Origin of the sequence: Acinetobacter sp. ANC 4779 (assembly GCF_004331055.1) — a bacterium.
In the GTDB taxonomy this organism is placed as follows: Bacteria; Pseudomonadota; Gammaproteobacteria; order Pseudomonadales; family Moraxellaceae; genus Acinetobacter.
This window is the reverse complement of record NZ_SJNU01000012.1, coordinates 18,582-45,187: the sequence shown is the minus strand read 5'-3', so window position 1 is coordinate 45,187 and position 26,606 is coordinate 18,582. Positions and strand designations below refer to the sequence as shown.

Here is a 26,606-nt window from a genome sequence, read left to right as displayed (position 1 = left end):
GATGAAAAATATTCAAAATAGCGAAAAAACATCCTGTCATCATAAATTGTTTGCAGCCAGTATTGCAGCATTTTGTACCAGTATGATAGCGACCAGTGTAACTCAAGCCAGTGATATTGATATTTATCAGGAAGCAAAATCGGGGCAAATCACCCTGATGTTTATGCTGGATATTTCGGGAAGTATGGGAGCTCCTCAATTAACTGGGGATATTGATGCTTGTGATATTCCATCAATAACCAGTGTTTCTAGCAATAGTAATGTGAGTTCTAACAATGGTAGTCCGACCTATACACGCTACTATTGTACGGCGAAAAGTGACGTTTATTTTTATAAAAGCATCGGTTCAGGGGGTAGTCTACAATATTTTAAATGTGGTACTAATGGTGCTCTTTCAAACAGCAGTTGCACAACTGCAATAGCAAATTTGCCTGCTGATGCAGGTGAAATGACGACCACTACTAGTGGGAATATTGTTTATTACTATAAAAAGAATAAGACGGATAAATATTACGACCGTATTACACGTTTAAAAGACGGCGTATTTGATCTTTTATATGGCAATAGCTCAAAAGGTATTACCAAATTAGATGATTCTAAAGTGATTGGGCTATCGACCTATTCACGCCCGACAGGTTTTAACGCCTCTGGTCAGCCAACAACGGCGGATAATACGCGTGGACAAGTAAGGATTCCTGCGCGGCCGCTTAGTGAAAAAGTGAATGGTATAACTCAACGTCAGATTTTGTTGAATGAGATTGCTACATTAGGTGCAAGGGGGGGGACCCCCACCGCAAATGCGTATGCAGAAACGGCAGCTTATTTGTTTGGTACTAGAACGGGTACACGTTCAGTGAAGGGGATTATTGGATATACAGCAACATCCAGTACAAATAAATTTTATCCATGTATTGATATGGCTTCAACAGGAGAGTGCAATAGTTATTCTGGTAATTTTACAAGTCTACCAAGTTATGATTCTCGAGTATCATCTAATGGATATTATTATTATTATAACAATAATATTGCTGATTCGGATGGAGGAGATAGCGGGTTTCCTTACTCTTATATCGAAACAAAGAATGACGCAAAAAACTTATATAGCTCTCCTGCCTCGTTAACTCAAGATAATGATATTAAAAAATGTAGTGGGCAAGGTATATACGTTTTGACAGATGGTGAGCCAAGTAATAATACTAGTGCAGGGGCTCTGATGAAAACTGCTTTAGGCTCAAAGAGTTCTACCTTTGCTAATTGTACAAGTTCAGCTACAAGTTGGGATTGTATGCATAAGTTTGTAGTGAATTTGCTTGATTCAACAAAAAACCCATTAGGCTTGAAAATTAAAACTGCAGTGGTGGGCTTTGGTTCAGATTTTAACGAAGTAACTTCTTTCGATAAAGGAAAAACCCAAGCAGAGAATATTGCAGCATTAGGAACAATCAATTGGGGTGAAGGCAAGGATAATATTAAAAAAGCTGCATATTGGGGGATTATTGGTGAAGGTGGCTGGTATTCAGGTAACAGTTCAGAAGATATTGTAAATAGCGTCAATTCATTTTTAGGTGATTTGGGAAGCGAGATTCCTTCTGTCACCACAGGCTCACCGACTATTCCAAAAGACGCATTAAACCCTGCAGTACTGCAGGATGATGCTTATTATCAACAGTTTCAGCCAACACCTGATAAGGACTATAGCCTATGGGTGGGTAATCTAAAAAAATATCTGGTTGGTACCTCGGGTAAATTGCAAGGTAGAAGCAATAAAGATGTTAATGATAGCCGTGGCCGCTTAATTACACCAACTTACGACGCTAATGGAAAATTAACTTCTGCAGTATATGATTTCTGGTCATATGGTATAGATAGCAATATGGCCATCGCTGATGCTGATGAAAATACCATTGGCAGCAAAAAATTTGCTGCCAAAGGTGGTGTTTGGTCACAGCTCAAATTGCGTGCAGCCAATGGGACTGTACAGCGTAAATTACTCACCAACCGCGTGGGTGCAGGAACTGGTACAGCAGCAACATTTACAAGCAGTAATACAGTGTTGCGCACAGTCAACTTAAATTATATGACAGATAGCACCTATAAAGATGATCCAAATCGGGGTTATTTGATGAGCCTGTTGGGTTATAACGTCGATGCGGCTAACCCAGGCAGTATTACAACCACTTCATTAGCAGCAAATGCAGAATTACGTCAAATGGGTGCAGTTATGCATTCCTTGCCTGTATTGGTCACTAATAAGGGTAAAGTGACTTATGACCCGGCGACTAAAAAAATTGGTTCAACAGGTCGTGAAGATTATGTACTGTTTGGTACTACACAAGGACTGTTACATGTTGTTGATGCCCTAACCGGGCAAGAAAAATTTGCTTTTGTACCCAATGAAATGGTTGATAAGCAAAAACAAGGATTTAGCAACTATACTTCTACAAGTGGCAGTATGAGTAACCTTTATTACGGGGTTGATGGTCCATGGACTGTACATACCGAATATGTGATTGATGGTTCGGGTAATCTAACCGTGGGTACAGGTAAGGGCATTAATCAAAAAGGTAAACAATTAGCTTTCGGTGGCTTACGTATGGGAGGGCGTAGTTATTATTCTCTGGATTTACAAAATATTGACTCTCCTAAGTTGAATTTCCATATTAATCCTGATGCAGAAACCTCCGGTCCATTAAGTTATATGGGAGAAAGTTGGTCTAAACCTACAGTTGCTTATGTGAATTGGGGGGGAGTACGTAAACTGGTGATGTTTGTCGGTGGTGGCTATGACCGAACCGGAGGAATAGACGGAAAAGGCTATGAAAATAATAGCTATGATCAAATTAATAAAAAAGGCGCTGGCGTGTATATGTTTAGTGCTGAAGGTTCTGATACGGGTAGCTTACTTTGGTGGGCGAGCGCCAATGCAAATACGAGTGCAGCAACAGCAACCAGCGCACCGATTGGCCGAAATGATGCTAATTTAAAGTATAGCGTAGTGAGTGAAATCCGTGCAGTAGACCGGGATAGTGATGATTTGGTTGATCATCTGTACTTTGGAGACTTGAGTGGACAACTTTTCCGCATAGATTTAGATAATAAAGCGTCTGCTTTGGGAGCATTTGCCAAAGCGCCTGTTAGATTACTCAATCTGCACAAGAACGATGGTAAAAGTGCCCGGTTTTACGATATGCCAAGCTTTTCAATTTACAATGAAAAAGGTTCAGTATTTGCCGTTTTATCGGTAGGTAGCGGCAACCGTAGTCAGCCTTTGCAAAACTATACTGTGGGTACTGCGGGAGTCGAATACGATGCCATTTATAATATTTATGATAAAGATGTGGCACGTAAAGACTTATTGTCTGCAACCAGTTGGAATACCAAGGACATTACTGCCTTGGGACTAATAACTGAAGAAAACCGTTATAGTAATTCAACAATTATTGCGCCTTATGCAACCAATGGTTGGTACTATAAATTTGATAATTGTGTTACGGGTAGTGACGGTACAAAGACAGACTGTGATAAATATAAGTTACAAAGTGAGAAAGTCTTCGGTACACCACTTGCGATGAACTATCGTTTATATGTTTCGACATTTGACAGTAGTAAACCAGGTATATCAGGTGATTGTGGTGCAGGGGTAAAAGGTGAAAGTTTCTTGACGACGTTCTGTTTACCTTTTGGACAGTGTAAATCTAAAGGAGAGTTCCGGGGTACGCCTATCGGTATCGGCATTCAAAACGTTACTACAGGTAATGATAAACCTGCTGAGTGTACGGGAAGTAATTGTGGTGGTGGCACTGATGGCACTGGAGGCAGTGGTGGTCAAGATAATAATAAAAAAGTTACGAGTAGTTCAAACTATTGTGCCAATACAGGTGGACGGATTATTGTCACTACAACAGGTAGTGGGGGGACGGGGGAAGCAACCCAAATGTGCCTGATTCCTCAACGCTGGTATGAAAAAAATATTCTAATCAAATAAGAGTGGGTGATACATGAAAATTGGTTTATCTACCCAGAAAGCTTTTACTTTGATTGAGTTGATGGTGGTGGTGGTGATTGTGGCTATTTTGGCCGCTATCGCCATTCCAAGCTATCAGCAATATGTACGAAGGGCTAATGCTGCACAAGCACAGCAGGAAATTCAGCGTATTGCCAGTGAACTTGAACGTTGGAAATCGCGTAACTTTAATTATCTGGGTTTTTCAACGATCCCTGATCCATTAGTATTGCCGGTTAATGCTACCGGCAACTCCATTAGATACAGGATTACTGTAAGAGATGGTGATAATACCACCAGAAATCTTACCAATAACGCTGCGGCTGGACAGAGTTGGGTAATCCGCGCTGAAGGTACGGATACAAAAAACTTTAACTTTTTGATGACCAGTATGGGAATACGTTGCAAAAATAAAACTCTTGCAAATATCACTGCAAACAATATTGAAGATGCGACTTGTGGAACTACGATTACAGGACGTGAAGAATGGTAAAAAATCTAAAAGGCTTTACTCTCATTGAATTGATGATTGTAGTGGCGATTATTGGCGTTTTGGCGGCAATTGCTTATCCTTCTTATCAAGAGTCAGTACGTAAAGCAAAGCGTATAGATGCTCAGGCGGTAATGATTGATACAGCCAGCAAGCTACAGCGCTATCGAATTGCCAATTTTACTTTCTTAAAAGCTGGGACTACTGCTGGAAGTACAGTGCCTATTAACTTGACAGATTTAGGGATTTCGACTGTTATTCCGACTTCAGGTCAGGCCCTGTATGATTTAAATTTATCGAATGTAACAGCTGGAACATGGACTCTAACTGCTACACCTAAAGTAAATACCACGCAAACAGGAAATGGTTCAATTGTCATAAATCATCGAGGGGAACGTTGTTGGGCCAATGGTTCAACCTGTACTCCTTCTGCCACCTCTAACTGGGATGGTCGCTAAAATAAATTCAAACGGTGGACAACTTAAAATTTGATCTTTCTTTCACAGCAAATATAACGTAAAATATTGCCCTCTATGAAAGGGGTTTGAAATGCTGCCGATGGTCGGCGCAGGGATAATCCGTAAAAACTATAAGGTTGTATCATGGTCGTAATTCGTCTGGCACGCGGTGGTGCTAAAAAACGTCCGTTCTATCAAGTTATTGTAACTGATAGCCGCAATGCGCGTGACGGTCGTTTCATCGAACGTATTGGTTTCTTTAACCCTACAGCTCAAGGTCAAGCAGAAAAACTTCGTTTAGATGCTGATCGTTTTGCTTATTGGGTTGCTCAAGGCGCTCAACCGTCTGAACGTGTTGCTTCTTTAGCTGCTCAAGCTAAGAAAGCTGCTGCAGCTACTGCATAATTTATTGCGAATTAAGTAGTAGGTAATAACCCATGACACCAACACAGAATGTTCCCGAAGATCGTATTCAGATTGGACAGCTACGTTCAGCATATGGATTAAATGGGTGGCTCTGGGTCTATTCCAATACAGAACCCATGAGCAACATCTTTGACTATCTTCCTTGGTACATTGAGACCAAAGAAGGTTGGCAAACAGTAGATGTAAAACGCTGGAAACCGCATGGTAAAGGCTTGGTTGTCAGCTTAAAAGGTGTGAGCGATCGCACGGCAGCGGATAGCTTGGTTGGCACAAATGTCTGGATTTCAAAATCGCAAATTCCGAAAGCAGGAATGGATGAGTTTTACTGGACAGATTTGAAAGGCTTAACAGTGTTAGGTCTGGATGATGCTGAACAGGAAGTAAACCTCGGCAAAATCCATGAAATGTTTGAGACCGGTGCCAATGATGTGATGGTGGTTCACGCAACACCAGACAGCGTTGATGCTGAAGAGCGCATGATTCCATGGCATAAAGATGTGGTACAGCGCGTTGATCTTGAAGCTGGTCGTATCTACGTCAATTGGGGCGTAGATTATTAATCCTTTAAGGATGAACGCAGCAGGAAAATAGAGGAGTCTGCGATGTTTTTTGCAGTCATTACGCTTTTTCCTGAAATGTTTGAAGCGATTACAGCCTACGGTATTAGCGGGCGTGCAGCAAAACGTGAAATTGTACAAGTCACTTGTATTAATCCACGCGATTTTGCAACGGGTAACTATAAACGGGTGGATGAACGTCCATTTGGCGGTGGTCCGGGTATGGTGATGATGGCTGAGCCTTTGTCTCAGGCAATTCAGCACGCCAAAGAGCTTGCAGCGCAAGCAGGTTGTGTTCAGGTTCCTGTGGTGTATATGTCTCCGCAAGGAAAAACCTTAAGTGAACCAGCAGTACAGCAGTTTGTCGAATATGACGGATTGATTGTGCTCTGCGGGCGTTATGAAGGTGTCGATGAACGTTTGATCCAGCAATATGTTGATCAGGAATGGTCGATTGGTGATTATGTTCTGTCGGGTGGCGAACTTCCTGCGATGGTTTTATTGGACACTATTATCCGGAGACTTCCGGGTGCGATGTCGGATGAACAATCGGCGATCCAAGACTCATTTGTGGATGGTCTTTTAGACTGCCCGCAATATACCAAGCCAGACCAGTTTGAAGGTTTGGATGTGCCTGAGGTGTTAAAGTCTGGGCATCATGCAAATATTGAAAAATGGCGGTTTTTGCAGCGTTATCAACGAACCCTCGATCGCAGGCCTGAGCTTGTAGAAAAAGTTGAGTTGACCAAGCAGCAAAAGAAATGGCTAAAAGATTCGAATACTTAGAGTCGACTTTAAGTATTTTTAAACAGGCTCTTTATCGACCGAAGTGAAGACTAAGGTGGTAAAGGGAAAGATAAACGGGTCGATATGCGCTTTAGCCTCTGTCCCCAGCGGTAACAGACCTCTTCTGTCCGCACATTGGAGATTCCCACATGAGTGGTAAACATCCTTTAGTTCAAATTATTGAAAACGCTCAATTAAAAACTGATATCCCGGCTTTTGCGCCTGGTGATACTGTTATTGTTTCTGTAAAAGTAAAAGAGGGCGATCGTGAACGTCTTCAGGCTTTTGAAGGCGTTGTAATTGCAATCAAAAACCGTGGTTTGAACTCTGCGTTTACAGTTCGTAAAATCTCTAGCGGTATTGGTGTTGAACGTGTTTTCCAAACACATTCTCCAATCGTAGCTAAAGTTGAAGTGAAACGTCGTGGTGACGTTCGTCGTGCTAAACTTTACTACCTACGCGAATTGTCTGGTAAAGCTGCACGTATTCGTGAAAAATTACCAGCTCGTAAAGTTAAAGCTTAATTTAAAGTTTTATCTCGAGCTAAAAAATGCGCCTAAAGGCGCATTTTTTTATGTCTGAATTTTTTAGTTTTATAAACCTTGCAGTTTTAAGCGGTTGGCATGTTGGCGGTACACTGATACCGGGTCCGGAGCCAAGAATGCAGTTAAGCCAAAGAACTGGTTGATGGCATCCAGATGATTCCAGTTATAGTTGTCACGAATGGTTTTACCATATTTCGCGCTACAACGAGAAACAAGACCGTCATTGTCGCCTTTAGGATCGGTCAGTTTTGCAGTAATCCCCAATAGCATATCTGGATCAAGCGCGTTGGTGACTGTACCTGTACCTGAGAATGAATAAAAAGAAATCCCTTTTTCAGTGGCAGGACCTTCGCCACAGGCTGTTTTTGGCATACCTAAAGGATATTTAGCTTGAAATGCCTTAGAGCCTGCAACGCTTAAACTTTTCCCCGCACTTAATGAGTCATGTGGGAAGGAATTAGGATCAAGTCCTTGTGCCCAGACAAGCATTTTTGATGCAAAATTGACGACACTGACCAACGGACCTTCCACGGGAGTGCCTTCAGCTGCAATAATATAATCTGCAACCTTGGAGCCTTTAAGCGGGCTGGAAATTGCAGTTGCTGACGCGACTTTGTTCGGTGCAACATTCGAGACGTAGGCAATGCTGTGTCCGCCATGGCTATGGCCCAATAAGTTCACTTTAGGTGAACCCGTTAGGGCAATAATTTCATCGACTTGTTGTAATAGCTGCTCACCACGGACTTCAGAGCTATTAAAGGGTGTGACACGCGTAGCCCAAGAATTGGCACCGTTACGTGCCAAATCTGGCAATATTTGATACCAATAATCGATTCCAAGTTCATCTGTACCTGCACGAATCCATCCGCCCATCCCATGTGCAAATACCAGAGGATATTTGGTTTTTGCATAATTTGATGTCGCTTTATCTGTGATTTGTGAAGCTTGACCTGCTGACGCTATTTGAGGCAATGCAATCGCCGCACTTGATAATATTGCGTATACGAGCGCCTTAGAGTTCCATTTCATTGTATTTATCTCACTTTTTTTATTTTTTAAAACTGCTCTGAAGCATTTTTAGTGATTGATTCATAGCAGTTACATACATCAGATGATCAATTTAATCACCTGATAGGCTACATTGCGATTACTCGCCATATGGTAATTTTCCTCCCTGATCATGCACTGTTTCAAAGGTTCCAACCCGGAGTTGTTCTTCGGGTTTACTAAAATGCTGCGTCCGTAACTGTTGCATGGCTTGTTGTTTGGCATCCTCGCTCAAGCCGCTTTTTATAATGTTGTCGCGTTGTTTTAAATAACCATCGACCTTGTTTTTCCAGTCACTGCGTTGTCCATCTAAGCTTTCTAAACGCTGTGTGGCTTCAGGGCCGACCAGACTCGTCCGCATTTGATGAAGTTCTTCTGCGGAACCACCGCGCACCTTAATGTCAGCAGTAAGTTTGCGCAAGTCTTCAAGTTTATTGAGCTGCTCTAAGTTTTCTTTCCAGTCTTGGGGTAATTGATTGAACAAATCTTTTAATTTTTGCGCTTTTTGCGCTTCACTTAAACTTTTGTCGTCCATAACGGTCATGCGGCTTAAGGTGTATTCATGGTAAATATCTTCAGTCCCGAATAAGCCTTCAATTTCGTAATCCGAGAAAAGTTGTTTACGCAGATTTTTCATATTGGCAAAGATGCTTTGATAATATTTGGGATCTTCTTTATCAATATTGGGTGCTTGTAGGTCACCGAGTCTTTCGCGGTAATCGATATAGCGATTCCACAAATCTAGAATTTGTGCGAGGGCAGGCGCTTTATAGGCTTGCTGGATATAAGCCTGGAAATCATTTTTAATCTGCTTGAGATCTTTTTCTCCATACTGGGTAATAAAATATTCAAAACAGTTCCTGGTTTGCTCATTTACAATTAAGCGATTGGCACTATCGAGGCGTAACTGACAGTTCACTTCAGTGTCTTGTTGGCTTTTACTCATAAATGCCCCGCCTTGAACCAGGTTTGCGGGCATCTTTGCCATTAAGCTATTAGCTTGAGGATTAATAGTTTGAGCTGTGCGTGTTTTTTCAGCACTCGATTGGGAGGGCGCTAGCCAAAATAATAATGCGCCAATACCAACAATAATAAGAGCCAAAATAATCCATAACTTATATTTCTGCATTTCCTATGCAACCTTCTACCTGTATTTGTTTTTATAAGTCTAAAAATAGAACTTAAATTTGCCATTAAAAATGTAAATCTAACGTAGAGAAGTTGTAAATGTGGACAAGCGGTTGTTAACATGTCAGCCGTTTCAACTTGCTTGATCTTTCGCTATGAAAAAGACCTCACCTAAGATTCAACGCCGGCATATTAGCGGTGTATTTTTACTGAATAAGCCTTTGGGTATTAGTTCTAATGCTGCTTTACAGAGAGTACGTGGCTTATATCGCGCACAAAAAGGCGGTCATACCGGTGCTTTAGATCCTTTAGCATCTGGATTGTTGCCCATTTGTTTAGGTGAAGCGACCAAATTTTCCCACTATTTACTCGACTCGACCAAGCGTTATCACACCACCATTCACCTCGGTCATAGCACAACCACGGGTGATATCGAAGGTGAAGTGTTGTTGGAACAAGCTGTTCCGGCACTAACTGAAGATAAAATTCAACAGGTTCTGGCAGGTTTTGTGGGCGACATTCAGCAAGTTCCACCGATGTATTCTGCTTTGAAAAAAGAAGGCCGTCCATTGTATGAATTGGCACGTCAAGGTATTGAAGTTGAACGGGAAGCACGTCCGCTCACCATTGAGGCAATTGAATTATTGTCCTTTACCGAAAATAGCCTGACTTTAGATATTACCTGTTCTAAAGGCACTTATATTCGGGTATTGGGTGAAGACATTGCCAAAGCCTTGGGTACATTCGGTCATTTAACTTATCTGCACCGGATTAAAACCGGTCAGTTTGATCTGATTCCCGAATATACCATTGAGTATTTGGAAAGCTTGACTGAATTTGAACGTGAAGCTTTGTTATTACCTGTATTTGCACCGGTCGAGCATTTCCCCAGCGTTCAGATTCCTGAGGGGCGGGCGGAACATTTTGGGCATGGTATGGAAAGCAATATTGAGCATGAAGCTGCCGCAGAAGTACTGGTTTTTGATGGTGAGAAATGTTTGGGTTTAGCCGAGATTACTGATAAAAAACGTCTGGTGCCAAAACGTGTTTTAAATCTCTAATCATTATTTCAAGATAGGTATAAAGCTTCATGGATATTGAGATCATCCTCAGCCTGATTTTTTTTGCATTTTTTGCGGGTGCGATAGATGCAGCAGTCGGTGGCGGTGGTCTGATTCAGATTCCAGCTCTCATGAATGCTTTTCCACATATGAACACAGCAACATTGTTTGGCACCAATAAAATGGCTTCCATTTGTGGTACGGCCTCAGCAGCATGGTCGTATTTACGCCGGGTTAAAGTTGTCTGGAAGTTATTGGTGGTGATTGGGGTCGCTGCCTTTATCAGTTCTTTTGCCGGCGCGGCTTGTGTAACCCTGATTCCCCAAGCAGTACTCAGGCCTTTTGTGCTGTTTATGCTGATCGTGATTGCCATTTATACCTTTATGAAGAAGCAGTTCGGTCAAGTGCATTTTCAGCAGAGTATCACCAGAAAAACCTTAATTCTGGCCGGCATTGGGGGATTGGTGATTGGATTTTATGACGGTATTTTTGGTCCCGGTACCGGTAGTTTTTTTATTTTCTATTTTATCCGTTATTTAAAAGTCGATTTTTTGCATGCATCTGCCTTATCTAAAATTGGCAATTTCATGACCAATTTCGCAGCCTTAAGTTTCTTCATTCCAACCGGGCATGTGCTGTTCAGTTTGAGTTTGATGATGGCGGTTGCCAATGTTGCAGGTTCACTGATTGGCGTGAAGATGGCCTTAAAGTATGGCAGTGGCTTTATCCGGATTCTTTTTTTGGTCTTGGTCTCGGTTTTGATTTTGCGCTTAAGTTATCAGATGTTATTTGCAAGCTAATAAAAACATTCACAAAAATTAACAGTATTAGAGCATGTTCCTGCATAAGAATAAGCAATCGGCATGGGCATCATTGCCCATTTTTATCAGAGTTTGCCCTGATCATATAGCATAAAGCCAGAGGTCATTAGCATAATGAATATTTTTGAAGCATTACGTCAGAGTCATGAAATACAAAGAGAACTGGCAGAAAAATTACTGCAAACTTCTGGGAATACTCCAGAACGTCATGAGTTGTTTAAACAACTAAAGAATGAATTATTTGCCCATGAAGCGGCTGAAGACCGATATTTTTATATTCCGCTCATGATGACAGATTCTGGACTGAATATTACCCGTCATGCCTTGGCAGAACATCATGAAATGGATGAGATGATTGAAGAGCTGAGTGAAACTGATTTCAGCAATCCGGGCTGGATTGCGATAGCCAAAAAGCTTTCTGATAAGGTGCATCATCATCTGAAAGAGGAAGAGCATAGCTTTTTTCAGCAGGCCGGAAAAATTCTGGAAGAGGAACAGAAAATAGCTTTGGCGGTGCAGTACAAGAATGAATATCAGCGTTATAAAGACATGAAAAAAGATATGCTGGTATAAAGCTAAAATTTAACTTCAAGATTGCATGATAAAAAAAGATGGCATTATTGCCATCTTTTTTTATTTATACCTATGGATTAATCAGGTTGGGGATTTTTATTTTTACTGGCCCTAAATGTTACACCGACCGAAGCAAGCATGATGCAAAGTAAGGCAACGCTCTGTAAAAGCGTAATTTGTTCTTTCAATAACCACCAGCCTGCCAAAGCACCAAGGGCTGGGGATAAACTGGACAGGGTTCCGTAACTGAGTTTGCTTAAACGCTTGAGTGCCATCAGGTCCAAAGCATAAGGAATCGCGGTTGCAAGCAGGGCAATAACCAGAGCCTGTCCCCAATATTGAGTTTGAATCAGGGCGGTAGGATTATGGACTGCACTGATCGGTAACATCACCATGGCCGACAGGACAATGGCAATACTCAGCGCATGCATGCCAATATTTTGCCGTACGACACGTTGCCCAAAATAAATATAAATGGCCCAGCAGATACCGGCACCCAAAGCGAATGCTGCACCCAGATAAGAGAAGTTATCGGCAGATGCATCTTGCCACGGTACCATCAGCGCAACGCCTAAAATAGCCAGACCTACCCACAGATAATCAGTTTTTTCTTTGATCGAAAGCAGGGCCAGGGTCAGCGGTCCCAAGAATTCTAAGCCGACTGCAATCCCTTGGGGTAATTTGCCTAAAGAGGCATAAAACAACACATTCATTAAGCAGACAGAGCCACTATAAAACAGCAAGTCCTTCCATTTTAAATAGGGTAAGCGTTTGATGATTTTCCAGGAACGGAACATGAGTACAATTAAAATGGAAGCAAAGGAGAGGCGTAGTGTCACCACGGTGAGAGGGTCAAGCACTTCAAATAGTTGTTTGGCAAAAGAGGCACTGATCTGATAGGCGACCATGGATAAAACCATGAACAATACGGCAGTAAGTTGGGTGTTCGGCATGGTACACGCAGGATCACCGAGTCAGGTGAATCCACTGGAAAAGATGGCGCCAGTATAGCAATTCTGTTTAATTTTTGAGGGGTTCTGAGGTGTTAAATTACGCTACATTTCAAACTTCGAATTTAAAAAATCAGCCAGTAAAGTCAGCCTGACTGATTTGAATTTAAATAATAAATTTTCTATTTTTATTCAGTCTTGTTTTTGGCGCGTTGCGTGGTATAAGTACAGCCAATAGACGCTGCAATAATGGTCGCAAGTGCCAGCCACTGATTCCATAACAATTGCTCGCCTAAAAATATAAAGCCTGATAATGCTGCAATCGCCGGTTCTACGCTCATTAAAGTACCAAAACTGAGCGCAGTTAAATTACGTAGTGCAATCATTTCCAGAGTAAAAGGCAGGGCACTGGCAAGCACCGCCAAGGCGACAAAATAAACTAAATTTGAAGGCTCGAAAACGTTAGCTGACATACCGGAAAATAGCGCAATTGGCATCAAGCACAGCATGCCGATCAACATGCCCAAGCATACGGTATGATTACCTGAAATACCGGAAGGTTTTTGTCCGGAAACGATATATAGCGCCCAGCAAGCGCCTGCACCTAGTGCCAAAGCAATCCCGATTAAGTCGAGGCTTTGGGAAACCTGATCGAACGGAAACAATAAAACTAGACCAAGTATGGCCAGTCCTACCCAGACAAAATCGAATTTTTGTCGTGCGTAATACAGCGCGACACTGAGCGGCCCAATGAATTCAAAAGAAACGGCAATGCCGAGCGGAAGGCGGTTAATGGATAGGTAAAACAGGGCATTCATACCGGCGAGCGCAATACCATAACTGATAATGGCTTTCCATTTCACCTGTCTAAAATTGATCTGCCAAATTTTAAAAATAAGCGCCAAAATCACCGCGCCAAGTAACATGCGCATTGCCGCAACGGTCAGAATGGGAAATTGACCGAACAGGAATTTGGCAAGCGAGCCACTGCTCTGTACGCTGATCATTGCAATCAGCAATAAAAGCAGTGCCTGTACATGTGGCGTATTTTTAAGATTTAACATGGACTAAATTCGTTTCGATTTCTCGAATAGCAGGAGAGAAGCAAAGGCTTAATCAATATTTCCGAATATGCGTGAAATAATAAGGAACGATGCTATTTTAGCATTGAGATGCTTAGTTCATCTTTAGCTTATGCTTACTTTGCTTTTGCCCGGAGAAGCATTGCTTCATAAGACTACAGCCAGCTTGAGAAGATTTGAAACATGTTTAACATGCTCTCATCTCAGAACTCGACAGAGTGAGATATTTAAATCAATTGTTCGCAGAAACCTTCATTATTTAATCTCGGTCTGCCTCGAACAGCTGAAAATGGCGAAACCGATATTTTTTACATTTAAATTGCGGAATTTAAAAAATAAAAAACCACAGCACCAATGCTGTGGTTTTTTTTAAATCTTAAATTAGAACAATACGCGAACTCGGATGGTACCTTCAACTTCCTGAAGGGTATCTAACGCTTCTTTAGATGCAGTTGCATCAACGTCCATCACCAAGTAACCCACATCACCTTTAGTCATTAATGATTGACCAGAGATGTTGATGCCGTGTTCAGCAAACAGGTTGTTGATTTTAGAAAGAACGCCAGGAATGTTTTGGTGAATGTGAAGTAAACGGTGTTTACCTTCAGTCAACGGCAACGCAATTTCCGGGAAGTTCACAGCAGATAAAGTCATACCTCTATCTGAGTAAGCGACAAATTTCTCTGCAACTTCTAAACCGATGTTTGCTTGTGCTTCCATAGTCGAACCACCCACGTGAGGAGTTAAAATCACGTTGTCCAAGCCACGAAGTGGAGAAACAAATTCTTCACCGTTTGCTTTAGGTTCTTTAGGGAATACGTCAATTGCAGCACCTGCAATGTGACCCGATTTAATCGCATCAGCCAAATCTTCAATCAGTACACAGGTACCACGTGCAGCATTAATGAAGATCGAACCTTCTTTCATTTGTGCAAACTGGTCTTTGCCAAAGAAGTTACGCGTTGATGGTACGTCTGGAACGTGTAGAGATACCACGTCAGCATTTGCAAGTAACTCGGCAAGAGAACCCACTTGACGTGCATTACCCATCGGAAGTTTAGTTACTGCATCGTAATAAATAACGTGCATACCTAGGCTTTCAGCAAGAACTGAAAGTTGAGAACCGATTGAGCCGTAACCCACGATACCTAAAGTTTTACCACGAGTTTCAAATGAACCCACTGCAGACTTGTTCCAGCCACCACGGTGAGTAGAAGCAGATTTCGCAGGAACACCACGAAGCAAAAGAATGGCTTCAGCAAGTACCAGTTCAGCTACTGAACGAGTATTTGAATATGGTGCGTTAAATACTGGAATACCGCGAATCATTGCAGCATTCAGATTAACCTGATTGGTACCGATACAAAAACAGCCAACCGCGATAAGCTTGTTGGCTGCTTCAAATACTTCTTCAGTCAATTGAGTACGTGAACGAATGCCGATGAAGTGCGCATCTTTAACCGCTTCTTTCAACGCTTCACCCTCAAGCGCAGTTTTACGGGAATCGATGTTGGTATATCCAGCAGCATTTAATGTGTCGATTGCGTTTTGATGAACGCCTTCCAACAACAAGAAACGAATTTTATCTTTAGGTAGAGAAAGATGTTGGCTCATTACGGCTCCGCTACAAAGGCCAAATTTAGTCGCGATATGATAACATATGAGAACGGTCTATATACATTTCCTTTATAACGTAGAGGATAGGTATTTTTGTCATACATACTGCCGTGCATTACAGATTTTGGTCTAACTAAGGCTGTAATATTTAAGGCGAGATTGTCAAAATGCTTATTTCCGCAGGGTTTCAGTGGAAAATGCCTTATAATGCTGCGCAGTGAAAACCGCCACAGCCATGCTGCTGGTTTTGTGTTCACGCTCAGTCTAAGACATCATTGCATTTTAATCTTTTTACAAATGAATGATCTATAGACCATCCACCCCCTTGTATATTTCTTGCTAGGTCTGCAAACGATGAATGCTCCAGTCGCTTTAACACCTGAGTTATTAACCCAATTAACAGTCATTGTTGGTGAAAACCGCATTAAAACTGATGCTGTTAGTCTTGATGCCTGGGGCAGAGACTACACCAAGCATTTTGATCCGAATCCATCTGTCATCGTTTTTCCATCGAGCACGGAACAGGTGCAGGCGATTGTTAAATTTGCGAATGAACACAATATTGCCATCACGCCATCGGGCGGCCGTACCGGTTTATCTGCGGGCGCAGTCGCGGCAAATGGCGAAATTGTGGTTAGCATGGACAAGATGAACCAGATTCTTGAGTTCTTCCCTGCAGACCGTATGGTACGTGTACAGGCGGGTGTGGTGACTGAACAATTGCAGAATTATGCTTCCGAGCAGGGTATGTATTATCCAGTCGATTTTGCATCTTCAGGTTCTTCGCAAATTGGCGGCAATATTGGTACCAATGCTGGCGGGATTAAAGTCATTAAATACGGCATGACCCGTAACTGGGTGTTGGGTCTGACGGTGGTGACGGGTAAAGGCGATATCCTGCGCTTGAACAAAGGCATGATTAAAAATGCAACCGGTTATGCGCTACAGCATTTGTTTATTGGTGGTGAAGGGACGCTAGGTCTGGTGACTGAAGCTGAAATCAAGCTTGAACGTCAACCGCATGACTTGCAAGTGATGGTTTTAGGTGTACCTGACTTTGATGCGATTATGCCGGTACTGCATGCATTCCAGAACAAAATTGATTTAACTGCATTCGAATTCTTTGGCGAATTGGCCATGCAGAAAGTGTTGGATCATGGTCATGTACAGCGTCCATTTGAAACGGCATGTCCTTTCTATGTATTGCTTGAATTTGAAGCGCCATTTGAACCGATCATGGATGCGGCGATGGAAATCTTCGAGCATTGCATGGAACAGGGTTGGGTGCTGGATGGTGTGATGAGCCAAAACCTAGATCAAGTCCATAGTTTATGGCGTTTACGCGAAGATATCTCTGAATCAATTGCACCGTTTACACCTTATAAAAATGACATTTCAGTATTGATTACCCACGTTCCGGCATTTATCAAAGAAATTGATGCGATTGTGGAAGCGAATTATCCTGATTTTGAAATTTGCTGGTTCGGCCATATTGGTGACGGTAATTTGCACTTGAACATCTTGAAGCCAGAGAACTTGTCTAAAGATGAATTTTTTGCCAAATGTCAGGTAGTAAACAAGTATGTGTTCGAAACTGTGAAAAAATATGACGGTTCGATTTCTGCGGAACACGGTGTGGGGATGACGAAAAAGCCATATCTTGATTACTCGCGTTCTGCCGAAGAAATTGAATACATGAAAGCGTTGAAACAGGTGTTCGATCCAAACGGTATTATGAACCCGGGCAAATTGTTTGATCTTTAATATTTAACCTGTAAGTTCTTTTGCCCGATGACTACATAACTGTTATCGAGTCAGAAAAAAAGGCATGGCATCATAGATGCAGTGCCTTTTTTTTATGGGGGGAATTTCCCAATGTTACGTTTATTATCTACCTCTATAATCTGTTTGGGCTTAATGACGACAGGTTGTGCAACAACAAAAAAACTAGCATCTAAAGTCAGTCTTGGTTCATCAGATACGCCTTTGCAACAAGTCTTGAAAGAAAGACCTGATTTACGTAAGAACTCGGCAACAGTTGAGATTCGTCAATTTTTTAATAGTGTAGAGTCACCAACTGCTGCACAAGTGAAAGTGACTGAAACGGGTTTAAAGGATGATTCGGTTCGTTCGATGCGTACCGTATATAGTTTTAAACTGGTGGATGGTGACTGGAAGAAGATTGATACGGAGAAGTCCTATCAATGTATGCGCAGCAAGAACACCAAGTCTTTTCAAAAAGCGCAATGCTCTTAATAAATATTTGATTTATGGTTGAAAATTAGGCTGTTATGCCTCATAAAAAGCGTATCGATTGATGCGCTTTTTGTAAGGGACTTAAATGCAAGAAAAAATGGAGTTATTTAATTACTTTTCTAATGTAAAAAATTTGCTAAGTGACCTTGTTTCAAAAATTAGTGAAGAACAAATTAAAGAAGGATATCCATATCTTGATGAATTAAAAAGACAAATTGAAAAAGACGAATTCAAAGAACAAAATTCTTTCTTTTTTTCCCATCATGATGTTTTTGAAAAATTTAATAATTCTTTAGATTTGTACTTAAGATCAACTTTAAAGAATCATTTATCAGATGCTGATAAAAATGCCCAAGTAGTTTTGATATGCTTTAGTAAATATAAAAATGAATCTGATTTAGATATTTTATTAAGAGATAAAAATGATGATTTAGATTTTTCGCTTGTAAAAATACAATATTACAAAATAAAAAATGATCTAAAGGTATTGCAAGAAAATATTAACACTATTCAATTGCAGCAAGAAAAAATTGATATATTAAATAATGATTTATTGAATAGTAGGGGTTTGGCATTAAAAATTGTTGAAGAGTTAAAATCTAAAAATCAAGCATATAGCCAATTAATTGATCAAGATAGTAATATTGAAATTAAGAAATTATATGAAAATATTTATGATCAAGAAATTAAGTTAGCGAATCAATATAGAAATTGGGCATTATTAATTTTTGCTGTGATAGGTACATTTCTATTACTAGGATTCCTGAATTTATCAATTCAAAATTGGAATCATTTGAGAGATAGTTCTTATATTCATATTCCTTTTGGCTGGGACAGTTTATTAAAAACATTGATGCTTTTTAGCTTAACAACACCTGCTTGGTATTTAACTCGAGAATCTTCTAAGCATAGAAAAGTAGCCTATAAAGCCAAAATGCTAGGTACTGAACTTGCTTCATTCCCTTTATATGCACGTGAATTTAAAGATGAAGATCGACTTGAATTACGTAAAAGTCTTGCGGATCGCTTCTTCGGACAGGAGCTTTATAGCAGCTCATCAAATGTAAAAAGTACGAATGATATTTCAATTGAGCAAGTTAAGTTAATAGCTGAAGCGAATAAATTTTTGGCAGAATCTATGAAAATTAAGCAAAATCTAAGTTGAATTTTAAAGCCTGATCGACGCTTTAGACCGTCTCTGCTAAACTATACCTACTCAACCAAGTAGGTATACTTGTTTGAGCCAGATATATTTCATGAAACACTTTTATCTTTTTAGACATCTTTTGAATACGTTGTTCTAACGCACTTATCACCCAGTGCATTCTCCAAACTTTAATTTTAATTCTCAATGCTGGTCATTGGGCTGACGCATCTCTCCCTAAAAATAATGCGTAGTCCTAAAAAGCCTATTCAAAAATAGTAGAAAACAATGCAAAAAGTTAAAACAGCTACTTTAAACCGTGCCACGCTGATGTTCCCCCTGGCATTAGTCCTGTTTGAGTTTTCCGTCTATATCGGCAATGACTTAGTCCAACCCGCCATGCTCGCTATTACCAAAGACTTTGGCGTGAGCAGTTCATGGGCACCATCTTCCATGTCCTTTTACCTGTTGGGCGGGGCTTGTGTGGCATGGTTGCTTGGGCCATTGTCTGACCGTTTGGGACGCAGAAAAGTATTACTTTCAGGTGTACTGTTCTTTGTACTGTGCTGCTTGCTGATTTTATTCACCCAAAATATTGAAAGCTTTTTAGCGCTGCGCTTTTTACAAGGCATTGGCTTAACGGTGATTTCCGCAGTCGGTTATGCCGCTATTCAGGAAACCTTTGAAGAGCGCGACGCGATTAAAGTCATGGCACTGATGGCCAATATTTCATTGCTTGCACCCTTACTCGGTCCTGTGGTCGGTGCATTCCTGATTGATCACGTGTCATGGCACTGGGGCTTCATTGGCATCGCATTTTTGGCTTTTTTAAGCTGGTTTGGTTTAAACGCCAAAATGCCGAATACGAAATTAAGCATTCCGAAACAGCCGCTGAGTTATATTTTAGATGACTTTAAAAAGGTCTATAAAAACAAACGTTTTTTAGGCATGACTTTAGCCCTTCCTATGGTCAGTATGCCGCTGATGCTGTGGATTGCACTTTCACCTGTGATATTGGTAGAAGAGTTGGGCTTTAGCAGCATGCAATATGGCTTGGCACAGTTTCCGGTCTTGGGCGGATTAATTCTGGGCAATATCGTGCTGATTAAAATTATCGACAAACTGGCTTTGGGTAAATCGGTACTGATCGGCTTGCCGGTGATGTTGCTCGGAACAGTGGTTTTAATTGCCGGGGTGATTTGGTCAGATTATCTGATCTGGTGCTTAATTGCAGGCATGACCTTAATCAGCTTTGGTGAAGGCATCAGTTTTTCGGTACTTTACCGTTTTGCACTGATGTCATCGGAAATATCTAAAGGCACAGTCGCCGCAGCCGTGTCGATGCTGTTGATGTTCAGCTTCTTTATTATTATTGAACTGGTGCGGATGATGTATGAGCAATACCATCTTTGGGCATATAGCATCGCGTGTTTTGTTTTAATCGCACTGTGGTTTAGTTTTCCGCGAAGCATGCTTAAACAGATTTTAAAAGAACGTTTAGAACAGGGAAGGTTTTAGCCGCCTTATTTATTCCCTCTCCTTGTAGGAGATGAGGAATATATTCCGCAAGGCGAGAGGTTAATCATCCTTTTACCCCTCCTTAAAGGAGGGAAATATACTGGTTGAAATAAGTGTTTTCTCTCTTTGTGCGATGAAGAATATATTTCGCAAGGAATGAGGGCGCATCCTTTTAATCAGAAACTATACCTTGGACTCAGCGATCGGCTGTTGAAAAGCTTTCAATTTGCGATCAAAAACAAAAGTACCGAACGGTAAAATGGAGGCGATCAACCCCAGAATAAAGATTTGAATCGACCATTTCTGTTTTTCACATACCGTAAACAACACGATTAAAAACAGCATGAACAGTACGCCATGCCCCATGCCGACATATTTCACTAAGATGGGATTATCCAGTAGGTATTTCATCGGCATCGCGATAAGCAAAAGCAGTAGAAAGGAAACACCTTCTAAAAGACCAATGACACGTAAAGTTTGAATATTCATGCTCATGCTTAAATTAATCCAAGTTAAGCATGAGTTTACTGAGTATTGCAGCGGTAGTGAATTAAAAATAAATATATTTTAAAATATATCAAATACTTATAACCCACTATTTAACTCGGATTATTTGATTTCCTGCTTCAGCAGCTGGCTGTGTAAATCTATAAATTCAGGCAGCGTTTCCATTAATAAGCTGATCTGTTTTAGTGCCAATAATAAATTTTCAGACAAATTTTCTTGTGTACTGATCTGTTGAATATCGTGCAGCTTGTGCTGAATTTTGTCTATATCAAAAGCTTGTTGCTGTAACAGCACGGCAAATAGAGTGTCTTTACACCACAGCATTAAATCCAGCACTTGCACGTCTTGCACCTGTTCACGGTGACTGCCCAGAGCCGAAACATAACTGAGTTGACTGTGACTATAGACCAGATAGCGAAAAGCCGCATGAATCAGTGCCTGATTTGGATTGGGTTCGGTACTTAAACTGGAAATCATGCTCGACAGTTCAATCTGTGCATTGTGTGCGGTACGACGTGCCCGACGGTAATCCAGACTATTGTTTTTGCCAAACTGATATTGCTTCACCACCGCATCGAAATACGCCAATGTCGCTTGGTTACTTTTTTTGATGGTGCTGGAAATATTGCGGAAATTCCAGTCGGGCCAGATAAAACTGACAGCAAACCAGGCAATCAGACAGCCTAAAAGGGTATCGACAATTCGCGGCAAAATAATGGCATAACCTGAGCCTTTTAAATTGAAAATTAGCAGTACCATTAAGGTTGCCATCAGTGTTGCCATGGCGTATTTTTTGGAACGCAGATAGAAAAAACACACGCCAGAAATAATGGTCAGAACCAGCTGCCCTTCAATACTCGGAACAAAATATAAAACTGGAATACCGAAAAGTACACCTAAAAGGGTGCCTAAAGTACGCAGTTTTAAGCGGCTTTTGGTGGCGAAATAACTGATCTGACAGACGAATAAACTGGTGAGTAAAATCCAGTAACCATTCTTGGCAAAGGGCATTAATGAGATGGCGTAGCCCACAGCAAATACAAAGGCAATCCGCACCGCATGACGAAACAGTGCTGAATTGGGCGTAAGGTGTTGTTTCAGTTTTAGCCATAAATCTGGGAGATCCTGAATATCATCATCGAGCAGATTGATATTTTCCTGATGCTGGAGATAATTTTGTCGATAATTATTTTGTTCATGACTCAAATTTAAAAACTGTTCCTGAATTTTTTTCAGATTGCGCAGAATCAGCAGCAGGTTTTTCACTTCCAGATTCTGCGGATTTTCTTCAATCCATAATTGAATCGAATTTTCCAGATTGGTAATCGCAATATCCGTATCTGGATTCGATTGATAAGTCTGATGTGTCAGAATATCGTGCGCCAGTTTCTGACAGGATAAAGCATGCAGTTTTACATTCTTTTGAATCCGGAAAATCAGGTCGGTACGGCTAAAGTTTTGATAAATATTTTCGTAATGCAGATAATTGGATGTCGCCTGTTCATGAATATCTTGCGCTAGAAAATACAGATTGAGCCAGTAAATGGTATTTTTATTGGCACGAGAGGCTTTTAAACGGGTCAGTAAGGATGCCTTGGTGATATTCAGGCTTTGTACCACTTCACTGTTTTTTAAGGAAAGCTGATACAACAGCGGTTCAATATTGTCAGTATTGTCTGGATCAAACAGCCGGGCTTTAACCAACAGTAAGTCAGCAATCGCATTGAAATTGGCAGCCAAATTGTCTTGTACAGCCTGAGTGGGTTTGAGTAAATAAAAGATAATGGACGTCAGGCCATACCACACGGTACCGAGTACAAAATAACTCGGTTGTTGATACCACTGGCTGTATTCACCCAGTCCAAACATGGTGTAAATGGACAGTAAAATCGTGCCGAAAGAAATGGTGGCATAACGCTGTCCCAGTGCGCCCATTAAAATAAAAGCGGCACTCGACAAGGATAAATACAGAATAAAAAGCAGTTTATAAGGATAGAGAAATTCAAGAATGCTGCTGACGCCAAAAAATAGAATGCAGACATACACTAGATTGCGTAAGCGAATACTCAGGCGATCATCAAAATCGGTCAGGGCTGTGGCAATCGCGCCTAAAGTCACTGGCACAATGAACGGCTCACAACCTAAAAAAAGCAGACCTAAGGTGGTTCCAGTCAGGACAATAAAAATTTGCAGACAATAAATTAAAATGGAATTGGATTTAAAACGTTGAAGCAAATCTTTCAGGCTATTCACGAGTTTTCTAAAGTAAAATTTATTATCTCTACAGCCTGAACTTTTTTAAATGTCCTGTCAATTTTGCATGAGCAAGCTGCTTAAGGACGTTTATATTTAAAGCCTATTTTAAACCGTGACAGATTTATTCACAAAAAAAAGCAGACTCGAGGTCTGCTTATTATTTATATTTTAAATTGATTATTATTTAATCAGACCACAGGCAATACGGTCACCGCCACCGCCCAGAGGTTTGGGCTGATCGGCATAGTTGTCGCCACCGGCATGCACCATAATCGCTAAACCTTGAATGTCGGCCAATTTTAAACGCGGTGCAACCAAAGTCATCTTCGCGTGTCCTTGAGCATCGACATTTAACAGGGGTAAATCACCTAAATGACCGGTAAGCGGGGTTCCGTGATGAGGTGCCTGGTTCGGGTTGAAGTGACCACCGGCGGCAATTGCTGCACCGATTTTCCCATCTTTTTCAGCCGGATCACAGGAACCTTTTTCATGAATATGAAAACCGTGTGGGCCGGGTGGCAGTTCAGCCAAGTCAGTCATAAGGACTAAACCTGCAGGACTGTCTTTAAACTTAATGGTACCAATTTCTTTACCCACCCCTTGAGCCGATACCGCATGAACGGCCGCCTGGTGATGAGCCTCATGAGAGGAGGTAGGTGAACTTGTGCAGCCCAGCATGGCAAAACTGCTAATCGCACCCAGCGTCGTTAATTTAAATAGCGAAGACCACATTGCATTGCATCCTTTACTTTTATTTTGATCTTGACCATTCAAACAAGGCCCCGGATGCAATTCAATAATGATTAAGTATTTGAATGTATGAGTTTCTTAAACTTTAAGCCTAAGTTTTATCTGAATTGGTTTCATCTTTATCATCGTCAAGATCATAGGCCATGGTGGATTTGGGCAGCATGAAAGGTCCCAATTCATTGGTTTCATGTAGCCATTCACGCCAAATCGCCAGCAACACCGCAAGAATTACCGGACCAATAAACAGACCGACCAGACCAAAACTGGCAATTCCGCCTAATACCCCGAACATAATCAGCAAGAATGGAATTTGGGTTGCACCTGAAATCACAAGTGGACGAATCACATTATCTGAAGTACTGACAATACAGACACCCCATGCCATCACTCCAATTGCTTCAACGGTTTGACCTTGTGAGAACAGCCATAATGCAACTGAGCCATAAGCCAGTGGTGTTCCAAATGGAATCAGCGCCAATAAGAAGGTCACAATGGTTAGTACCATTGGATTGGGTACACCGGCAACGAAATAACTTAAACCGGCTAATACGGCTTGCGCCACCGCGGTTAAACCCACGCCATAAACCACCGCTCGTGTGGTTTCAGAAATAGTATCTAAATAATGATGCACGCGTGGCCCAATAATCATTTCCAAGGCTTTGCTGACTTGGTTCAGAATGGTTTGACCATCACGGTAGAAAAAGAACAATGACAATACGGCAAAACACAGCTTAATGATATTTTTGCCAATCTCATTTAGAACGAAACGACCGTAATTGAGATGACCCTGAATCCAGCTGGAAACCGTTTGCACAATACTATTCGGATCAGTATTGATGTCATGTAAGGTGCGGCTAACTTCCTTGCCTATAAACGGTAAATCGCGAATAAATTGCGGCACATTTAAATGACCTGAGAACACCTGTTTTTGTAATTCATAATATAAATTTCGACCTTCATGTTGCAGCATGAAAATGCCGAAGGTCAGCGGAATACCGATCAATAAAATAATCAGGCTGATCATGATCGTTGCGCTTAGAGTGGCACGTGAACCAGACTTGCGATAAATCCATTGATACCAGGGCCAGGTCATATAGGCAATAATGGCTGCCCAAAGTACAGGCACAATAAAGTATTTGAGGACGTTAAAACTCAAGAAAAGGAGGATGAAAAATAATCCAAATAATAGTACTTTTTGTAATGTTGGCGCGTACTGTTGCACTGCATTCACTGTTTTGTTTCTAAGGTCCATGCCATCTTAACTGAAAAAAAAGCTCGCGAGAATGAAAGCCAAGTAAGTTCTAGTGAATAATGAATAAACAAAATCGGTTTCTAGGCACGAAGGCACAGCCTATATGAGGTTAAAACCATTTGGTCGGATCATCAATAATGGTATTTAAAACCGGCTGCCACTGATTTTGCATACTCAAATAATTTTTTTGTGTTTTATCAAACACGGTGAGTCCTTGCATAGCCAACTGACTATAAGCGGTTCGTTCAGAAATCCAGGCGACAGGTTGCTGTTCAATTTTATTAAAAAAATCTTGAATTTCTTTAGTGCTGGCACTATTGGCTTTAACGCGATTGGCAAGCAGTAAAATTTGTACTTTACCTTTACGAATACGCTTGATGTCCTGTAAATGCTTCAAGAAACGGCGCGTACTGTCTATGTCGAAAAATGAGGGTTGTAATGGGGTAATAATGGCGTGAGCTTCCCCAATCAGTTGCTCTGCATGTTCACCAGAAAGCGCACCGGGCGCATCTATAATCAGATATTCTAAATTTTTAGGTGCATTATCAATCGACTTTCCAGGACGCCAGTCCAGGCTTTGAATGGCGGCAGCATCTTCAGGGCGGTGTTTAAGCCATTGCAAAGTTGATTTTTGGTTATCGGCATCGGCAAGTGCTACACGGTAACCTTTTTGTGCCAAAGCGGCAGCCAGGCTGATTGCGGTAATGGTTTTGCCACATCCACCTTTCTGATTTGCAATTAAGATTGTTTTCATGACCCTGACGATTTTATTCTGCTCAGTCCTAGCATATCATTGTTTGATGCGACGAATATGACACATGACAAAAGTCTTAAAGACCCATGTGGCGGTACTTTTTTGGATTAGGAAAATAGAATGTCCATCTGGATGGCAATGTTGATTGGTGCATGTATAGGCGTGGTACTCACCACCCTGATTTTAAGCAATACCCGTAATGGACGAGTAAAAGCGGAATATGAGCAGTACATTGCCGAGTTGGAACTGGAGCATCAACAGGCTTTAACCAGTGCACAAAAGCGGAGTGTCAATACCAGTCGTGCCGTGTTGAAAGGGAAAATGGCAGAGCAAATGGCACCGATTATGCCCGAGTTTCAATATTTACCCAGTGATGCCAAATTCTTGGGTGATCCGGTCGATTACGTGGTGTTTGATGGCTATACTGACTTACGCGATGGTGAAGGAAGGGCTGAAGATATAGAAGTGGTGCTGATTGATATTAAAAGTGGTGGCGCACGCCTCACCAAGGGGCAACAAGCCATTGCTCAAGCGATTCGAGATGGACGAGTACGCTTTGAAACCATTCGCATTAACTTTGATGACTAAAATGGCAATGAATATGCTATTCCCTTAAGTTCTAGGC

25 protein-coding genes are annotated in these 26,606 nt (G+C 41.3%); 15 read left to right on the top strand and 10 right to left on the bottom strand.

Going from position 1 to position 26,606, the window contains the following annotated elements:
* Position 1 precedes the first annotated feature (1 nt).
* From E0H80_RS13370 to rplS, 7 genes are all read left to right on the top strand, one after another.
* Entirely contained in the window at positions 2-3,985 is a 3,984-nt protein-coding gene (locus tag E0H80_RS13370) for a PilC/PilY family type IV pilus protein (RefSeq protein ID WP_131366714.1), read from the top strand.
* Between the two features lie 13 nt (positions 3,986-3,998).
* Positions 3,999-4,496, top strand: a complete 498-nt coding sequence (locus E0H80_RS13365; RefSeq protein WP_131366596.1) for a type IV pilin protein — start codon at positions 3,999-4,001, stop codon at positions 4,494-4,496.
* On the top strand, positions 4,490-4,951 hold the full coding sequence (locus E0H80_RS13360) for a type IV pilin protein (RefSeq protein ID WP_131366594.1): 462 nt from the start codon (positions 4,490-4,492) through the stop codon (positions 4,949-4,951). Before E0H80_RS13365 ends, E0H80_RS13360 begins: the two co-directional genes overlap by 7 nt.
* 144 nt (positions 4,952-5,095) lie before the next feature.
* On the top strand, positions 5,096-5,356 hold the full coding sequence (gene rpsP, locus E0H80_RS13355; protein WP_131366592.1) for a 30S ribosomal protein S16: 261 nt from the start codon (positions 5,096-5,098) through the stop codon (positions 5,354-5,356).
* A 32-nt stretch (positions 5,357-5,388) separates the two neighbouring features.
* A complete protein-coding gene (rimM, locus tag E0H80_RS13350; protein ID WP_067868775.1) occupies positions 5,389-5,937 on the top strand; it encodes a ribosome maturation factor RimM in 549 nt (182 codons plus the stop codon).
* Positions 5,938-5,979: 42 nt separating this feature from the next.
* The gene (trmD, locus tag E0H80_RS13345) at positions 5,980-6,720 is read left to right on the top strand and encodes a tRNA (guanosine(37)-N1)-methyltransferase TrmD (RefSeq protein ID WP_131366590.1); all 741 of its coding nucleotides are present in this window, start codon (positions 5,980-5,982) and stop codon (positions 6,718-6,720) included.
* A gap of 149 nt (positions 6,721-6,869) precedes the next feature.
* Positions 6,870-7,244 carry a 50S ribosomal protein L19 gene (gene rplS, locus E0H80_RS13340; RefSeq protein WP_131366588.1) on the top strand — a complete coding sequence of 125 codons (375 nt, stop codon included), beginning with the start codon at positions 6,870-6,872 and terminating at the stop codon, positions 7,242-7,244.
* A 69-nt stretch (positions 7,245-7,313) separates the two neighbouring features.
* Here the strand turns inward: rplS and E0H80_RS13335 are convergent, their stop codons facing one another.
* Positions 7,314-8,294, bottom strand: a complete 981-nt coding sequence (locus E0H80_RS13335; protein ID WP_131366586.1) for an esterase/lipase family protein — start codon at positions 8,292-8,294, stop codon at positions 7,314-7,316.
* A 118-nt stretch (positions 8,295-8,412) separates the two neighbouring features.
* Positions 8,413-9,441, bottom strand: coding sequence for a lipase secretion chaperone (locus E0H80_RS13330; protein WP_131366584.1), 1,029 nt, complete (start codon positions 9,439-9,441; stop codon positions 8,413-8,415).
* Between the two features lie 154 nt (positions 9,442-9,595).
* On the opposite strand from E0H80_RS13330, the gene truB reads away from it, so the two are divergent.
* The 3 genes from truB (at position 9,596) to E0H80_RS13315 (ending at position 11,895) form a co-directional block, all read left to right on the top strand.
* Positions 9,596-10,501: a tRNA pseudouridine(55) synthase TruB gene (truB, locus tag E0H80_RS13325; RefSeq protein WP_131366582.1), complete on the top strand. Its 906-nt coding sequence runs from the start codon at positions 9,596-9,598 to the stop codon at positions 10,499-10,501.
* 29 nt (positions 10,502-10,530) lie between these two features.
* The gene (locus tag E0H80_RS13320; protein WP_131366580.1) at positions 10,531-11,301 is read left to right on the top strand and encodes a sulfite exporter TauE/SafE family protein; all 771 of its coding nucleotides are present in this window, start codon (positions 10,531-10,533) and stop codon (positions 11,299-11,301) included.
* Positions 11,302-11,433: 132 nt separating this feature from the next.
* Positions 11,434-11,895, top strand: coding sequence for a hemerythrin domain-containing protein (locus E0H80_RS13315; RefSeq protein ID WP_131366578.1), 462 nt, complete (start codon positions 11,434-11,436; stop codon positions 11,893-11,895).
* Between the two features lie 77 nt (positions 11,896-11,972).
* Here E0H80_RS13315 and E0H80_RS13310 read toward each other — a convergent pair whose 3' ends face one another.
* The 3 genes from E0H80_RS13310 to serA form a co-directional block, all read right to left on the bottom strand.
* A complete protein-coding gene (locus tag E0H80_RS13310; RefSeq protein WP_131366576.1) occupies positions 11,973-12,848 on the bottom strand; it encodes an EamA family transporter in 876 nt (291 codons plus the stop codon).
* Positions 12,849-13,033: 185 nt separating this feature from the next.
* Positions 13,034-13,909, bottom strand: coding sequence for an EamA family transporter (locus E0H80_RS13305; RefSeq protein ID WP_131366574.1), 876 nt, complete (start codon positions 13,907-13,909; stop codon positions 13,034-13,036).
* Positions 13,910-14,308: 399 nt separating this feature from the next.
* Complete coding sequence (gene serA, locus E0H80_RS13300) at positions 14,309-15,541, bottom strand: phosphoglycerate dehydrogenase (RefSeq protein ID WP_131366572.1); 1,233 nt, start codon at positions 15,539-15,541, stop codon at positions 14,309-14,311.
* A 357-nt stretch (positions 15,542-15,898) separates the two neighbouring features.
* On the opposite strand from serA, the gene E0H80_RS13295 reads away from it, so the two are divergent.
* From E0H80_RS13295 to E0H80_RS13280, 4 genes are all read left to right on the top strand, one after another.
* Complete coding sequence (locus E0H80_RS13295; RefSeq protein ID WP_131366570.1) at positions 15,899-17,308, top strand: FAD-binding oxidoreductase; 1,410 nt, start codon at positions 15,899-15,901, stop codon at positions 17,306-17,308.
* A gap of 111 nt (positions 17,309-17,419) precedes the next feature.
* The gene (locus tag E0H80_RS13290; RefSeq protein WP_131366568.1) at positions 17,420-17,800 is read left to right on the top strand and encodes a hypothetical protein; all 381 of its coding nucleotides are present in this window, start codon (positions 17,420-17,422) and stop codon (positions 17,798-17,800) included.
* Positions 17,801-17,885: 85 nt separating this feature from the next.
* Positions 17,886-18,965, top strand: a complete 1,080-nt coding sequence (locus E0H80_RS13285) for a hypothetical protein (RefSeq protein ID WP_131366565.1) — start codon at positions 17,886-17,888, stop codon at positions 18,963-18,965.
* 267 nt (positions 18,966-19,232) lie between these two features.
* Positions 19,233-20,462: an MFS transporter gene (locus E0H80_RS13280; protein WP_131366563.1), complete on the top strand. Its 1,230-nt coding sequence runs from the start codon at positions 19,233-19,235 to the stop codon at positions 20,460-20,462.
* A gap of 183 nt (positions 20,463-20,645) precedes the next feature.
* Here the strand turns inward: E0H80_RS13280 and E0H80_RS13275 are convergent, their stop codons facing one another.
* The 5 genes from E0H80_RS13275 to E0H80_RS13255 form a co-directional block, all read right to left on the bottom strand.
* On the bottom strand, positions 20,646-20,951 hold the full coding sequence (locus E0H80_RS13275) for a DUF3817 domain-containing protein (protein ID WP_131366561.1): 306 nt from the start codon (positions 20,949-20,951) through the stop codon (positions 20,646-20,648).
* A gap of 120 nt (positions 20,952-21,071) precedes the next feature.
* The gene (gene yccS, locus E0H80_RS13270; RefSeq protein ID WP_131366559.1) at positions 21,072-23,222 is read right to left on the bottom strand and encodes a YccS family putative transporter; all 2,151 of its coding nucleotides are present in this window, start codon (positions 23,220-23,222) and stop codon (positions 21,072-21,074) included.
* A gap of 183 nt (positions 23,223-23,405) precedes the next feature.
* Positions 23,406-23,903, bottom strand: a complete 498-nt coding sequence (gene sodC / locus E0H80_RS13265) for a superoxide dismutase [Cu-Zn] SodC (protein ID WP_416224593.1) — start codon at positions 23,901-23,903, stop codon at positions 23,406-23,408.
* A gap of 163 nt (positions 23,904-24,066) precedes the next feature.
* The gene (locus E0H80_RS13260; RefSeq protein ID WP_165494320.1) at positions 24,067-25,197 is read right to left on the bottom strand and encodes an AI-2E family transporter; all 1,131 of its coding nucleotides are present in this window, start codon (positions 25,195-25,197) and stop codon (positions 24,067-24,069) included.
* A gap of 139 nt (positions 25,198-25,336) precedes the next feature.
* The gene (locus tag E0H80_RS13255; RefSeq protein WP_131366553.1) at positions 25,337-25,981 is read right to left on the bottom strand and encodes a ParA family protein; all 645 of its coding nucleotides are present in this window, start codon (positions 25,979-25,981) and stop codon (positions 25,337-25,339) included.
* Positions 25,982-26,101: 120 nt separating this feature from the next.
* Between E0H80_RS13255 and E0H80_RS13250 the strand changes: the two genes are divergently transcribed.
* Positions 26,102-26,569, top strand: a complete 468-nt coding sequence (locus E0H80_RS13250) for a Holliday junction resolvase-like protein (RefSeq protein WP_131366551.1) — start codon at positions 26,102-26,104, stop codon at positions 26,567-26,569.
* The last annotated feature ends 37 nt before the right edge of the window (positions 26,570-26,606 follow it).